Source organism: Rothia sp. HMSC072B03 (genome assembly GCF_001809565.1).
GTDB lineage: Bacteria > Actinomycetota > Actinomycetes > Actinomycetales > Micrococcaceae > Rothia > Rothia mucilaginosa_A.
This window is the reverse complement of sequence record NZ_KV797964.1, coordinates 150,510-165,721: the sequence shown is the minus strand read 5'-3', so window position 1 is coordinate 165,721 and position 15,212 is coordinate 150,510. Positions and strand designations below refer to the sequence as shown.

Annotated in this window: 9 protein-coding genes; 5 read left to right on the top strand and 4 right to left on the bottom strand. The window is 65.9% G+C overall.

The genetic code is table 11. The features are described from left to right. Positions 1-53: 53 nt before the first annotated feature. Positions 54-1,805, top strand: a complete 1,752-nt coding sequence (locus tag HMPREF2630_RS01235) for a DUF885 domain-containing protein (RefSeq protein ID WP_070483054.1) — start codon at positions 54-56, stop codon at positions 1,803-1,805. 145 nt (positions 1,806-1,950) lie between these two features. Here the strand turns inward: HMPREF2630_RS01235 and HMPREF2630_RS01230 are convergent, their stop codons facing one another. Beyond that, a complete protein-coding gene (locus HMPREF2630_RS01230; RefSeq protein ID WP_070483051.1) occupies positions 1,951-3,246 on the bottom strand; it encodes a glutathionylspermidine synthase family protein in 1,296 nt (431 codons plus the stop codon). A 54-nt stretch (positions 3,247-3,300) separates the two neighbouring features. Continuing rightward, positions 3,301-4,260 carry a hypothetical protein gene (locus HMPREF2630_RS01225; RefSeq protein ID WP_049343061.1) on the bottom strand — a complete coding sequence of 320 codons (960 nt, stop codon included), beginning with the start codon at positions 4,258-4,260 and terminating at the stop codon, positions 3,301-3,303. Between the two features lie 269 nt (positions 4,261-4,529). Between HMPREF2630_RS01225 and HMPREF2630_RS09165 the strand changes: the two genes are divergently transcribed. The 4 genes from HMPREF2630_RS09165 to HMPREF2630_RS01210 all read left to right on the top strand — a co-directional run bounded on the left by HMPREF2630_RS09165 (position 4,530) and on the right by HMPREF2630_RS01210 (position 9,537). Beyond that, positions 4,530-4,685 carry a hypothetical protein gene (locus HMPREF2630_RS09165; protein WP_168162473.1) on the top strand — a complete coding sequence of 52 codons (156 nt, stop codon included), beginning with the start codon at positions 4,530-4,532 and terminating at the stop codon, positions 4,683-4,685. 343 nt (positions 4,686-5,028) lie between these two features. Continuing rightward, positions 5,029-5,751, top strand: coding sequence for a Maf family protein (locus HMPREF2630_RS01220; protein WP_049345099.1), 723 nt, complete (start codon positions 5,029-5,031; stop codon positions 5,749-5,751). Positions 5,752-5,933: 182 nt separating this feature from the next. After that, on the top strand, positions 5,934-7,754 hold the full coding sequence (locus HMPREF2630_RS01215; RefSeq protein WP_070483048.1) for an acetyl/propionyl/methylcrotonyl-CoA carboxylase subunit alpha: 1,821 nt from the start codon (positions 5,934-5,936) through the stop codon (positions 7,752-7,754). Positions 7,755-8,136: 382 nt separating this feature from the next. Further along, positions 8,137-9,537: an MFS transporter gene (locus HMPREF2630_RS01210; protein WP_070483046.1), complete on the top strand. Its 1,401-nt coding sequence runs from the start codon at positions 8,137-8,139 to the stop codon at positions 9,535-9,537. 99 nt (positions 9,538-9,636) lie between these two features. On the opposite strand, the gene HMPREF2630_RS01205 is transcribed toward HMPREF2630_RS01210, so the two are convergent. Continuing rightward, a complete protein-coding gene (locus HMPREF2630_RS01205) occupies positions 9,637-11,058 on the bottom strand; it encodes an NAD(P)H-quinone dehydrogenase (RefSeq protein ID WP_049343058.1) in 1,422 nt (473 codons plus the stop codon). Positions 11,059-11,239: 181 nt separating this feature from the next. Continuing rightward, entirely contained in the window at positions 11,240-15,004 is a 3,765-nt protein-coding gene (mfd, locus tag HMPREF2630_RS01200; protein WP_070483043.1) for a transcription-repair coupling factor, read from the bottom strand. Positions 15,005-15,212: the final 208 nt, after the last annotated feature.

Here is a 15,212-nt window from a genome sequence, read left to right as displayed (position 1 = left end):
CACAAGAGGGGCATATCGTGGCAGAAGGCACACTGCTGGGTTAGGATATGAACATGAGCACCTACCAGGAACTTCCGAGCATTTACCGTGTGAAGCGCCAGTTGAGCGACGTCGATCAGCTGGCCAACGATTACTTCGAAAAGGTCCTCGACCTTAACCCCGTGCTGGCTACAGAGCTGGGCCGCAAGGGCGTCGAAACCCTCTACCCCGATTACTCCCCCGCCGGTGAGAAGGCGCTACACCGCCTGGCCAAGAAAACCCTCAAGAAGATTGACAGCGTTCTGCCCATCGACGACGTCGACCTGGTTACCCTGGACGCCCTTCAGGAGCGCTTGACCCTGTACCGTGCCCAGCGCAAGGCGGGCTTCGGCTATTGGCAGCTCAACAACATCACCTCTGTGCCGCAGGAGGTGCGCTCCGTCTTCGACCTCATGAAGCGCAACTCCCGCGAGGACTGGGAGCACATTATCGGCCGCATGCACCGCGTGCCCGAGGCGCTGGACGGGCTTGTGCTGAGCCTCGAGGCGGCCCGTGCGGACGGCAAGATTTCCCCGCGCCGCCAGGTGGACATCGTCATCGAGCAGACCGCCGCGTACTACGCGCCCGGCGGTTTCTTTGACGAGCTGGCCGCCGAGGTTGCCGCCGCCGAGCCCGAGCTGGCCGAGGCCGCCGCAGAGGGTGCCGAGCGCGCCAAGGACGGCTACCGCCACCTCAATGACTACCTCGTGACGGTTCTGCAGCCCGCCGCACCCGCCCGCGATGCGGTGGGCCGCGAGGCGTACAGTCTGCACTCGCGCTCCTTCCTGGGCACCACCGTCGACCTGGACGAAACCTACGTCTGGGGCGTGAAGGAGCTGGAGAGCATCATCGCCCGTCAGCGCGAAGTGGCCGAAGAGATTGAACCCGGCGCCAGCATCGAGCGCGCCAAGCAGCTGCTCGACGAAGACCCGAACCGACAGCTGAACGGCACCGACGAGCTGAAGGCGTGGATGCAGAAGCTCGCCGACGCGGCGGTGGAGGACCTCTCCGCCGAGCACTTCGCGATTGGCGGCCCCATGCGCCGCATCGAGTGCTGCATCGCGCCCACCCACGAGGGCGGCATCTACTACACCGGCCCCTCCCCCGATTTCTCGCGTCCGGGCCGCATGTGGTGGTCGGTTCCCGAGGGCGAGGACCGGTTCACGACCTGGCGCGAAACCTCCACCGTATACCACGAGGGCGTTCCGGGACACCATCTGCAGATTTCCATCGCCACAGCACTGGCCGGCACCATGAACTCCTGGCGTACCAATATGCTGTGGGTTTCGGGTCACGGCGAGGGCTGGGCTCTGTACGCCGAGCGCCTCATGGAGGAGCTGGGCTACCTGAAGGATCCGGGCGACCGCATGGGCATGCTGAACGCCCAGCGGATGCGCGCGGCCCGCGTGGTCTTCGATATCGGCGTTCACTGCGAGCTGCCGGTGCCCGATGAGTGGACCGAGCGCCTCGGCGTTGAGCCCGGCACCATCTGGACCTCCGAGCTGGGCTACGAATTCCTGAAGCAGAACCTGGACGAGTCCGAGGGTCAGGTGCGTTTCGAGTTCCTGCGCTACCTGGGCTGGCCGGGCCAGGCCCCCAGCTACAAGATCGGCGAGCGCCTGTGGCTGCAGCTGCGCGAGCAGGCCCTGGCCCGCGGCGAGGATATGCGCCAGTTCCACACTCGAGCCCTGATGCTCGGCTCGGTGGGTCTGGACACCCTGCGTCGTGCGCTCACCGACGAGATGATGCTTCCGCTCGAGGCCGAAGACGACGATGACGACGACTAGACCGTAGCGCCGCACCGGTTTTTCGTCACGTCCCCGCCGCAACGGCTGGCTTAACGCCGAAGGCCCCCGCCTCAGCTAGTGAGGTGGGGGCCTTCGGCGTTAGCGGGCTCGGTGGTTCAGCCTCGGCCGAACCCGGCGTGCGTGCCTAGTAGCCGAAGTTTGCCGTGCCGGGATCCTGCGAGGCGGAGCCCAGCGAGCCGGGGGCGTTCAGGTCAACCAGGTGCGGCGCGAAGCGGCACCAGTAGTCGGTCAGCGCGCCGTTGGACTCGCGGATGCCCACGCCCACGCAGCGTCCGCCGACGACCCACACGCCCAGAACGGGGTGGCTCACCGGCTGGATGATACCCTCGTAGCGGGGTGCCGGGATGTACTCCTGGTAGACGAACTCGCTCTCGGGGGCGGTGGAGAAGAAGTCGTCCTCCTCCGGCTTGACGAAGACGTTGTAGTCGGGGGCGTAAATCTCCACGCCGTCGCCCTCGCGCCCGAAGATGGGCTTGCGCACCCAGTTGCGCAGGTCGCCGCGATGCCCGGCGTAGGTGGGTACCAGGTTCGGGTGGCCCGGATACTTATCCCAGAGAGCGGCCAGCAGCAGCTTATTGGACAGGAACATCTTCCAGGCAGGCTCAATCCAGCGCTGCACCGCGCCGTGGTAGGCGAAGAGCAGCTGGTCGTAGCCCGAGTCGCTGTCGGTGGCCAGGTCCTCCCAGGGGTAGAGCTTGAAGAGGTTGCTGATGGGCCGGCCCTCGGCGTCCTTCCAGCTCTTGGTCGGCTCGTCAAAGATAATCTCGTCAATGGGCACGAGGATGGTTTCGACGCCGGCCTGCTGGGCGGCGTAGGCGATGAGCCACAGGTTGTTGTAGTCCTCCCGGTTCTCATCGATGTCCTCGGGCACGTGGGCCAGGTGTAGGACGGGTCTCTGGCCGCTCGTGAGCTCGGGCGCAAAAATCTGTCGCCAGCGGTCCACGAAGGCCTCGCCGATTTCGCCCCAGTGCGCGTAGCCCTGCATGTCGAGGCGCTGATCCTTGGCCCAGGTCTTCTGGCAGACGGCCGCCTCCACAATACCGGTGGGGGTGTCGGCGTTGTACTCCAGCAGCTTGAGGGGTTCGCCGGGCACGCCGGAGTAGATGAAGTCGAAGCGTCCGTAGAAGTCGGGGTCGCGGCGGTTCCAGGACTCGACGGCCAGGTTGAACGCGCCGTGCGGCAGGCCCAGGGTGCCAAAGGCTCCGGAGGCCAGGTAGTCCACGGCGCTCAGGCACATGCGGTGCATTTCTTCGGCCTGGGCGCGGATGGAATTCATCTCCTCCGGGCTGAAGATGTAGGCTGCGTACTCGTTCCAGTAGTGGTCGGGGTCGTCGGGGCCGTCCACGCTGTAGGTGAGGCCTTCTTCGACGATGACCTTCTCCCACTCGGGGCGGCCCAGGGGGAATTCTTCACGGCGCATAGTGGTTTCCTTGCCGGTAGCGGGGGTGATGTACGGGTGCGGATGCGGGAGGGCTTAGCCGCCGGAGCGGCCGCCGCCGGACTTGGAGCCGCCACCGAAGCCGCCCTTGCTGCCGCTGGACTTGCTACCCGACTTGTTCGAGCTGGACGAACCCGACTTGCTACCCGACTTGTTGCTGGAGCTGGTGCCCGACTTAGAGGAGTTGGAGGAGCCGGAGGAACCAGAATTGCTACCGCTGCTGCCGTTGCGGCGGGAGTTCGAGACGGTGCCGGTCGTGTTATCGCGCACCGAGGAGGTCTTGCCGGTGTTCTTGGTCGAGGTTTCCTTACCCGACGAAATCGTCGAGGACTTCTTGGCGCTGCGGTAGGAGTCCTCGAATCCACCGCCGCTCGAGGGCACGCCGCTGTACACCGTGCCGTTCGAGGGACGGGTCGTGGAGCCGCCCGAGAGCTTCTCGCCCACGCGCGGAATGTAGTTGCTCGACGCTCCGTTCGAGTTGGCGGCGCTCTGACGGCCCAGGTAGTACCACAGGAAGGCGTTGGAGCCGCTGTGGTGGGTCGTGGTGGAGGAGTTCGAGGTGCCCGAAGAACCGGAAGAACCCGAGGAACCCGAAGAGCTCGAGGAGTTCGAGGAATCCGAGCTGGCCGACTCCGAGGGGCTGGCGGTCGTTTCTTGCGCACCTGCCTTCTCACATTCGGAGTCGTCCACGCGCTGACCGGTCGTGGCGTCCTGGCAGACGCGGGCGTACTCATCGCCGGTGGCGAGGAAGGCGTTCTCTTCCTGATGCATGCTGTTGTAGGCGAAGATGCCGCCACCGATGAGCAGCACGCCGGCGCCGGCCACCGCGATCATCTTGGTCACGCCGGGGCGGGTGGCGCCCAGATTCACGGCGTTCTGCGAGGTGGAGCGGGCGGCGCGGCTCGCGAAATCGGCAATGGAGTTGAGGGGGCCTCGCGAGGTCTTGGGCTGATCAACCCGGTGGGTTCCGCCCGGGCGTTGGGGTGCAGAACTCATGCATCTCTCCTTGAAGGTGTCGTGCGGGGGCGTTCTCGCCGGATGCGCGGCCGGCCGGTGAGTACCTGCCGAGGACGGCCTCGGAGGGGGACCACCGGGCCGTTGCACGGGCCGGAAGAGCGAAAACGGCGCTGGTCCGGGGCCTATCCCGGACGCACATCCAGCATAGCAAGGGAGTCTGGGAGTCACCTTAGTTCGGGGAGCCGTCTCACGAGGTTTCACGCGTTGTGCCGGTCTCGTTATGCCCGCGTTCCATTCGAGTTTGCCTGTTGTTTGCTTTTCGGCGTTCCGAAGGCTTCGCAGCCTCGTTCGCGTGGCCTGCTCTCTCGCCGCCGCGCGCCCCGGGTGGCTTCGTGCCGGAGGCGCTGTACGAGGAGCAGGTGGCCGACGAGCCGAAGCGCCTGCAGGTGGCCGAGACTCGCTAGACCCGTTAGGTCGGCCAAGTCGGGTGTTCCCGCAGCTCCGCGCGGACGGTTTTGAGGCCGCCGGCACGCTAAGCGACCGTCACCATGTTTACGACGTCATGTTTACGGCGTATCTCGCTCCCCGCGGTTGTGGGGATTGGGATACGCCGTTTGCGTACCCGCCGGGGGTGCCGCACGAATCGCAGGCCTAGACAGCAAGCCCATAATTGCAAACCTAGCCCGCGGCCTGTGCTCGGCCTATCGCGGTCCGTTCGCGCGCTACCTGTACGCCCGTCGCGAGCGCGGCAAGCTTCAAGGTGCACGTGAGGGTAAACTTCCCGCTCCCGGCCTTAAAATAGAGAGCATGACTGCAGTAGACCCCTCCCCCGTCCCTTCCGCCGAGGCCGCGCCGGCACGATTGGTGCTCGCCTCTGCATCCCCCGCGCGCCGTAAGCTCCTGGAGGATTCCCGCATCGCCTTTACGGTGCGCGTCTCCTCGGTTGATGAGGACGCCGCGCTCGCCGCCGCCAACGAGCGGGCACGAGCCGAAGGACGCGAGGGGCTCAGCCCGGCCGAGACCGCTTCCCTCCTGGCGAGTCTCAAGGCCCGCGCGATTGCCGAGGAGCTGGCCGCCGAGGGCGTGCGCGATGCCCTGGTGCTGGGCTGCGATTCCGTCTTCGAGTTCGAGGGTCGGGCCTACGGCAAGCCGCACACCGCAGAGAACGCCCGCGAACGCATCACCGCCATGAGCGGGCACCACGGCACGCTCCACACGGGTCACGCGCTCGTGGATCTGCGGGAGTTCGACCCCGAGAAGCATGCGGAGGCGCCCGCCGTTGCCGAGCTGCGCAGCGCCGTCGTGCACTTCGATGAGCTAAGCCCCGCCGAGGTCGAAGCGTACATCGCCACGGGCGAGCCGCTGTGGGTGGCGGGCTCCTTCACCCTGGACGGCTACGGTTCGGCGTTTATCCGCGGTATCGAGGGCGAGTTCCACACGGTGGTTGGTCTGTCCATCCACGCCCTGCGCGAGCTGCTGCGCCGCCGCGGCGTGGCCGTCACGGACCTGTGGTTACCGCCCGAGGACTAACCCAGCGGACCAGTCCCGAGGACAAAACACCCGCGCGGACGCGCACGCCGGACCGCGCCCCGCACCTCCAACACACGTATTTGAACACTAATCGATATCATGGAACAGTACAATGCGCGATACATTCGCCATTCTTGCCGTTTCTCGATATGCTTTCGGCAGGAGATAAAGGAGAGCTTTAAGTGACTCAGAACCAGGCAGAAGCCGCCAAAAAATTTACCGCGGTCCCCGGCCGACACACCGGCCCGGTCAGCAAGATTCTCATCGCCAACCGCGGCGAAATCGCCGTCCGCGTGATTCGCGCGGCCCGCGACGAGGGCCTGCAGACCGTCGCCGTCTACGCTGATCCCGACCGCGACTCCCTGCACGTGAAGCTGGCCGATGAGGCGTACGCCCTGGGCGGTTCCACCGCGGCACAGTCCTACCTGGTGATGGATAAGCTCATCGAGGTGGCCATCCGTTCCGGTGCCGACGCCGTGCACCCCGGCTACGGCTTCCTCTCCGAGAACGCGCAGTTCGCTCAGAAGTGCATCGACGCCGGCCTGACCTGGATCGGTCCCTCCCCCCAGTCCATTACCCAGCTGGGCGATAAGGTGGCCGCGCGCCACATCGCCCAGAAGGTGGGCGCTCCCCTGGTTCCGGGTACCAAGGATCCGGTCAAGTCCGCCGACGAGGTTGTTGCCTTCGCCGACGAGCACGGCCTGCCGATTGCCGTGAAGGCCGCCTTCGGTGGCGGTGGCCGCGGCATCAAGGTGGCCCGCGACCGCGAGAGCATTGTCGAGATGTACGAGTCCGCCGTGCGCGAGGCAACCGCGGCGTTCGGTCGCGGCGAGTGCTTCATCGAGCGTTTCCTGGATTCCCCGCGTCACGTTGAGACCCAGTGCCTGGCCGATGCGCACGGCAACGTCGTGGTGGTTTCCACCCGCGACTGTTCCCTGCAGCGCCGCAACCAGAAGCTCGTCGAGGAGGCACCCGCCCCCTACCTGAGCGAAGAGCAGACCAAGCGCCTCTACGAGGCCTCCCGCGCGATTCTGCGCGAGGCCGGCTATCAGGGCGCAGGTACCTGCGAGTTCCTGGTCGGCACCGACGGTACCATCTCCTTCCTCGAGGTCAACACCCGCCTGCAGGTGGAGCACCCCGTCTCCGAGGAGATTTCGGGTCTCGACCTGGTGCGCGAGCAGTTCCGCATCGCCCGCGGCGAGAAGATTGAGGAGAAGGACCCCGTGCTGCGCGGCCACTCCTTCGAGTTCCGCATCAACGGCGAGGACCCGGGCCGCTCCTTCATGCCGGCCCCCGGCACCATCGAGAAGCTGAACGTCCCCACCGGCCCCGGCGTGCGCTGGGATTCCGGTTTCGTGGCCGGCGACGTCATCGGTGGCAACTTCGACTCCATGCTGGCCAAGCTGATTGTGACCGGCGCGGATCGCGAGCAGGCCCTGCAGCGTGCCCGCCGCGCCCTGTCCGAGCTGAGCATCGAGGGCATGCCCACCGTCATCCCGTTCCACCGCGTGGTTCTGGAGGACCCGGCGTTCGTTCCGGCCGAGGGTGAGGACTTCAAGGTGCACACCCGCTGGATTGAGACCGAGTTCAACAACACGATTCCCATGTACGATGGCGCCCCCGGTAGCGTGGATTCCGATGAGGATGAGCGCACCACCGTGGTGGTTGAGGTCAACGGCAAGCGCATGGAGGTGTCCCTGCCCGAGATGGGCGGCGCCGCCAAGCCCGCCGCCAAGCCGGCTTCGAAGAGCCGCAAGTCCCGCTCCTCCCGCGCATCGGCGAAGGCCGGCGGCGACGAGCTGACCAGCCCCATGCAGGGCACCATCGTGAAGGTGGCCGTCTCCGACGGAGATACCGTGGCCGAGGGTGACCTCGTTCTGGTCCTGGAGGCCATGAAGATGGAGCAGCCCATTACCGCGCACAAGGCCGGTAAGGTTTCGGGTCTGTCGGCTAAGCCGGGCGACACCGTCACCTCCGGTGCGGTCCTGGCGACCATCAAGTAGCGACCATCAAGTAGCGTTTGCGAAGCATCCCCGTAGCGAGTTCCTCTCGCGGCGGGGATGCTTGCGTATTGGCTCATCACGCGCGCGGCGCACCGCCACCCCCGTTCCCCCACCGAGGATTATCCGGGGATGCGCCGCCCCTAAAAATTACCGTTCGGAGGGCCGCCGTCCAGATAGTGACGGGGCCTGCGCTAACTTTTCTGAACGGTTTATAATAATGCACTTTAGGGGAACCTTTCGTTCCGAACCCGCACACCCGGTTCAATTCTCCGGTGTCACGCCGCGGCACTATCCCCGCCGCCTAGCACGCCGAGAGCAGCGTCACCTACGCCACGGGTTCCCTTTTGTACGCACAGTCAGTCCATCCTCGGGAGCATCTCTCATGAGCACCACCTTATCCGGCACCAGGGCCTCCGCCGCGCCGGTCGAGAACACGACGCCTCGCAGCCGCGTGATTCTCGCATCGCTCATTGGTACCACCATTGAGTTCTACGATTTCTATATCTACGCCACCGCCGCCGTGGCCGTCTTCCCCGTGCTGTTCTTCCCCGCGAAGGACGCCACGACCGAGCTACTGGCCTCCTTCGCAACCTTCGGTGTCGCCTTCGTCGCGCGTCCCCTCGGTTCCATTATTTTTGGCCACTTCGGCGACAAGATTGGTCGTAAGGCAACCCTCGTCGGTGCACTGCTCACCATGGGTCTGGCAACCTTCATCATCGGCCTGCTGCCCACCTACCACCAGATTGGCCTCTGGGCACCGACCATGCTGACCATCATGCGCTTCTGCCAGGGCCTGGGCCTGGGCGGCGAATGGTCCGGCGCGGCTCTGCTCGCCAGCGAGTACGCGAAGGACGGCAAGCGCGCCCGCGCCGCCATGTGGCCTCAGCTGGGTGCACCCATCGGCTTCGTTCTCGCCAACGGCTTCATGCTGATTCTGACCAGCTTCATCGCTTTTAACTCCACCACCGACGCGAAGAACCTCGAACACCCCTTCCTCGTCTGGGGTTGGCGTATCCCGTTCCTGCTCTCCATCGTGATGGTCGCCGTCGGCCTCTACGTGCGTTTCCGCCTGGAGGAGACCCCCGTCTTCGCCAAGGCTGCCGCTAACAACGAGAAGGTTAAGACCCCGCTCGTTGAGGCGTTCAAGGTTGCCTGGTGGCCCATGATTCAGGGTACCTTCATCATGGTTGCCTGCTACGTGCTGTTCTACCTGATGACCGCGTGGGTTCTCTCCTACGGTATCGCCAAGGCAGAGAAGGGTGGTCTGGCCATTCCGTACCACGAGTTCCTCATCATTCAGCTGGTCTCGATTATCGGCTTCGCCATCTTCATCCCGATCTCGGGTTGGCTGGCTGATAAGTACGGCCGCCGCACCCAGCAGCTGTGGACCACCATCGCCATGGCAGTCTTCGGCCTGTGCTTCGGCCCGCTCATCTCCCCCGCCGTCGTCGGCACCGGTGCGAACGTGGACACCGTCGCCGTGACTGTCTTCATCTTCATCGGCATGTGCCTGATGGGTCTGTCCTTCGGTTCCATGTCGGCCTACCTGCCGGAGCTGTACCCCACCAACGTGCGTTACACCGCCAGCGGTATCGCCTACAACGTGGCTTCCATCCTCGGTGCGGCCCTGACCCCGTTTGTGGCTGTGTGGCTGAACTCCTCCTACGGTGTGGCTGCGGTGGGCGGCTATCTGGCCTTCGCCTCGATCCTGAGCGTTGTCTTCATCCTGCTCACTCACGAAACCCGTGACGTGGACATGAACGCTGTCAGCACCAAGAAGTAAAGTTCTACGAAGTAGCCGGACGCAATAAGCGGTGGGGGCCGCCTTCCATATCTCATGGAAGGCGGCCCCCACCGCTTTTGTGTCTGTTCCCGGATGCGGTTAGAACTTACCGCGGGTGTGCAGCTTGCGTGCCGCCTCGGCAATCGAGCCGGACAGCGAGGGGTACACCGTGAAGGTCTCGGCCAGATCGTCCACCGTGAGCTTCTTCTCCACGGCCAGGGCGATTGGGTAAATCAGCTCGGAGGCGCGCTGGCCCACGACCACGCCGCCGATGACGGTACCCGAGTGGCGGCGGGCGAAAACCTTCACGAAGCCGTCACGCATTGCCATCATCTTGGCGCGGGGGTTGGTGCTCAGCTGCAGGGTCACGGCCTCGCCGCGGTAGGAGCCCTCGTGCAGGTCGTTCTCGCTGATGCCGACGGTCGCGATTTCGGGCGAGGTGAAGATGTTCGCCGCAACCTTGTCGGTGCGCAGGGGGCGCACGGCGTCACCCAGGATATGCGCCATCGCGATGCGGCCCTGCATGGCGGCCACGGAGGCCAGCGGGTACACGCCCGTACAGTCGCCGGCCGCGTAGATATTGTTCACGCTCGTGCGGGACACGCCGTCCACCGTAATGTGGCCGCTCGGGGCGTGCTCCACGCCCGCCGCGTCCAGGCCCAAATCTTCGGTGTTGGGAATCGAACCGATAGCCACGAGGCAGTGCGTCCCCGAGACCTTGCGGCCGTCCGAGAGGGTCACGATGACACCCGAGCCGTCCTCGGTGCGCTCCACTGCGGAGGCGCGGGAGCGGGGCATGACGCGCACGCCACGACGCTCGAAGACGTCTTCCAGCACGCGGGCGGCGTCCTCGTCCTCGCCGGGAAGCACGCGGTCGCGGGAGGATACCAGGGTCACCTTCGAGCCCAGACCGTTATAGGCCGAGGCGAACTCGGCGCCGGTCACGCCCGAACCGATCACGATGAGCTCCTCGGGCACCTCGCTGAGGTTGTACAGCTGGGTCCAGGTCAGGATGCGCTCGCCGTCGGGCATGCCCGTGGGCATCTCGCGCGGATGCGTGCCCACCGAAAGCAGCACGAAGTCGGCATGTAGCGGGTAGACGAGGCCGGCCTCGTCGGTCACCTGCACCGTGTGGCGGTCCAGGAGCTTGCCGGTGCCGTGAATAATCTTCACGCCCGCCGAGGCCAGGGCGCGCTTGATGTCTGCAGACTGCTGCTGGGCCAGGTCGCGCACTCGGCGGTTCACGCGGTCCATGTCTACCCGAAGCTGCGGGGCCTTGCCCTTGGTATTCTCAATGCCCAGGCTTCCGGCTTCGGAAAAGCGGGTCATCATATCCGCCGTGGCGATAAGCGTCTTGGAGGGCACGACGTCCGTTAGCACGGCCGAGCCGCCGATGGCCTTGCGCTCGATAAGCGTCACGTCTGCCTGCGAGGATGCGGCCACCATCGCGGCCTCGTAGCCGCCGGGTCCGCCGCCAATAATTACAATGCGCTGGGATGCGTAGTTCACCGTTGAAGTCATGCCTTAATTGTGAGCTATGCCGCCTGTGCGGGGCAAACGCACTCGCCGTGCAGATGTGCCATATTATGACACTCCGAACGGCAAGCTTCATCCACGGTGTGCTTCCCCCGAGGGCGCGGGTCGTGCGGGCCGGGTGCTCCCCCGGCCCGCTGCTTCCCTACCTCGCTATTGCTCAGCCCTGTTACTCTTCGAGGGCCTGCGGCTTCTCCGCGTAAATCGAGTTGATGAACTTCTCGGCCCACTCCAGCATGGGGCGGTCCACCAGCTCCTTGCCGCCAACCGGCATGGTCTTCGGGCGGGGAACCAGGGTCAGCCAGGTGTCCATGCCCTTCGGCTGGGCGTGCGTGGAGCCGGGGTATACGCGCTTCAGGCGCATCTGGCGTGACTCCGGCAGGGGCTGGGCGCTCACCACGCGTACCTTCGGCCCCAGCACCACCATCTCGTGAATACCGGCGGCGCGGGCGTGCATCCTGAGCGTGGCCACGGCCAGCAGGTTCTCCACGGCCTCGGGCAGCTCACCGTAGCGGTCGGCCAGCTCCTCGCGGGCCTCCGCAATCTTCTCTTCGGTGTCGGCCGCCGCGATCTGGCGGTAGGCCTGCAGACGCAGGCGCTCCGAGTCAATGTAGGTGTGCGGGATATGCGCGTTGACGGGCAGGTCGATCTTCGTCTCGACCTCGCGCTCCTCCCTCTCGCCGCGGTAGTTCGCCACGGCCTCACCAACCAGGCGCAGGTACAGGTCAAAGCCCACGCCCGCGATGTGACCGGACTGCTCGCCGCCGAGCAGGTTGCCGGCACCGCGAATCTCCAGGTCCTTCATGGCCAGCTGCAGGCCCGCGCCGAGCTCGTTGTGGGTCGCCACGGCCTTCAGACGCTCGTGGGCAATCTCGCCGAGGGTCTTGTCCACCGGGTACAGGAAGTACGCGTAGGCGCGCTCGCGTCCACGACCCACGCGTCCGCGCAGCTGGTGCAGCTGGCTCAGACCGTAGTTCTGGGCGTTGTCCACGATGAGCGTGTTCGCGTTCGAGATGTCCAGGCCGGTCTCCACGATGGTCGTGCACACCAGCACGTCGAAGCGGCGCTCCCAGAAGTCCACGATAATCTGCTCCAGGCGCGACTCACTCATGCGGCCGTGCGCGGTGGCGATGCGCGCCTCCGGCACGAGCTTGCCGATTTCGGCGGCCACGTTGTCAATATCGGCCACGCGGTTGTGCACGAAGAACACCTGGCCCTCGCGCATGAGCTCGCGGCGAATCGCGGCGGTAATCTGGCTGTCGGTGCGCGGGCCGACGAAGGTGAGCACGGGGTGGCGCTCCTCGGGGGCGGTGGCCAGCGTCGAGGTTTCGCGAATACCGGTCAGCGACATTTCGAGGGTGCGCGGGATCGGGGTTGCGCTCATGGCCAGAACGTCCACGTTGGTACGCATCTGCTTGAGCTTCTCCTTGTGCTCCACGCCGAAGCGCTGCTCCTCGTCGATGATGACCAAGCCCAGGTCCTTGAACACGATGCTCTCCGAGAGGATGCGGTGCGTACCGATCACCACGTCCACCGCGCCGGAGGCGATTTCCTCGGTAATCTGGCGGGTTTCCTTGGCCTTCTGGAAGCGGGAGAGGACGCGAATCTTCACGGGGAAACCGGAGAAACGCTCGGTGAAGGTTTCGTAGTGCTGCTGGGCGAGCAGGGTCGTGGGCACGAGCACGGCGACCTGCTTGCCGTCCTGCACGGCCTTGAACGCGGCACGCACGGCGACCTCGGTTTTACCGAACCCCACGTCGCCCGAGATGAGGCGGTCCATGGGGATTTCCTTCTCCATGTCCTCCTTCACCTCGTGGATGGCGGTGAGCTGGTCGGGGGTCTCGTTGTAGGGGAAGGACTCTTCGAGTTCGCGCTGCCAGGGGGTGTCGGGCGCGAAGGCGTGGCCTCGCGAAGCCTGGCGCGCCGAGTAGAGTTTCACCAGGTCGGCGGCGATTTCCTTGACGGCCTTGCGAGCGCGGGACTTGGTCTTAGCCCAGTCGCTACCGCCCATCTTCGACAGGGAGGGGTTCTCCCCGCCCACGTAGTTGGAGATGAGGTCCAGCTGGTCCGAGGGCACGAAGAGTCGGTCGGGTGCGCCGCCGCGCTTGGAGGGGGCGTACTCGATGACCAGGTATTCCTTCATGGGCTGCACCCCGTTGACGGGTGCGGCGCCGGCCACGGGGCGGGAGGTCATTTCAACGAAGCGGCCGATGCCGTGGCGCTCGTGCACCACATAGTCGCCGGGGTTCAGGGCGAGCGGGTCGACGGCGTTGCGGCGGCGACGCGTCTTAAACTTCTGGCCCGATGCGGAGCGCGGCGCGTAGGTGCCGCGGCGGCCGAGCAGTTCGGCCTCGGTGAAGACGGCGAGCTTGGCGTCCTCGAGCAGGAAGCCCGCGGATGCGGGTGCCTCGCACACCTCGACGATGCCGTGTTCGAGATCCCCGGCGGGGTCCTCCTCGAGGCTTGCTCGGCGGGCGGCGGGCACGGAGGCGGCCCCCTCCTCCCCGGAGTGGAGCAGGGCGATGAGCCGGTCGGTCGAGCCGCGGCCGTTGGTGAGGGCCAGGACGGTCCACTGTTGCTGGATGAGGTCGCCGAGGTTTTCGAGCATCCGGTGCACGGAGCCGTTGAATGCGGTGGCGGGTCGGGCGGTTAGGGTGTAGGTGTCGATGCCCTCTTCGATGGCGTCGGCCAGGGCACCGTTCTGCAGGTTTTCGACGGATTCGATGGCCTCGGCGGCGTCTTCGAGCAGGCTGTCGTCGGTGGTGAGCTCGGTGATGTCCCACCAGCTCAGGTGGGCGGCGAGGGCCTCGGCGCGGGTGCTGTCGATGGTGCGGAATCCGCTGTCGCTCAGGCGTAGCTGGCCCAGGTCGATGGGCGAGACCGCGTCGGCCTCGGCGGCGGTGTCCCAGGCGGCGGCGAGGAATTCCTCGTTGGTGGCGACGAGGTCTTCGGCGCGGGCGCGCACTCGCTCGGGTTCGACGCTGACCACCAGGGATCCGGCGGGCAGTAGCGCGGTGAGGGTGGTCATGGAGTCGACGAGTAGGGGCGTGAGCGATTCCATGCCCTCAACGTAGATGCCGCCGGCGATCTTTTCGAGCATGGACGCGGCGGCCGGGTAGTCGGCCTTCAGGCGCGCGGCGCGGCTCATAACCTCGGGGGTGATGAGTAGCTCGCGGCAGGGTAGCAGGGTGAGTTCGGTGAGTTCTCCTCCCCCGCTGAGGGTGCGCTGGTCGGCCACGGAGAAGTGGCGCATCTCGTCGAGCTCGTCACCGAAGAATTCGAGGCGCACGGGGGTGGTGGCGGTGGGCGGGAAGACGTCGATGATGCCGCCGCGCACCGCGTACTCGCCGCGCTTGGCGACCAGATCCACCCGGGAGTAGGCGGCGTCGTTCAGGCCGCGCACCACGTCCTTGAAGGGGTATTCCTCGCCGCGGACCAGGTGCACGGGTTCGAGCTTTTCGATGCCGGAGACGATGGGCTGGATGACGGCGCGCACGGGGGCGACCACGATGCGGGGCCGGCTCGCGGCGGGCCCGGTGATGGCTCGTAGCACCTGCAGGCGGCGGCCGATGGTGTCGGATCGGGGCGAGAGGCGCTCGTGCGGCAGGGTTTCCCAGGCCGGCATCATGGCAATGTCTTCTGCGGGCAAGTAGGAGCGCAGGGCGTGGGCCAGGTCTTCGGCCTGGCGGTCGGTGGGGGCGATGACGAAGCTGAGCGCCTCCGGGGTGCCTTCGCGCACCGCGGTGGAGAGGTCGGCCAGCAGGGCCGCGTGGGTTCCGGCGACGGCCCCGATGAGGGTGCGGGCGCTACGCTCGGCGGCGGGTACGGCGGCCGCGGCGCGGATGGCAGCCCAGCGTTCCTGCCGGTTGAGCAGCTTCAGGAGGGGGTACAGCGGTGCGGCGGGGCTCTTCTGTGTCGCGCGGGTGGGGCTCAAGGCTTCTCCTGAATCATGGTGTGTACGGTACGAGCTGAGTGAGTGGGACGAGTCGAACGGGAGGTATTCCCGCTCTTCCCGCCGCTCGTGTGAACAGCTTTTTTATTCTAGAGCGGCTCCACCCTGCGCGGGTATTTCGCTTTCTTCGTTTCGCAGGGCGGCGAATATTTCTTAAATATTCTGCGTGCCAGTTTCTTATATTTCGAGG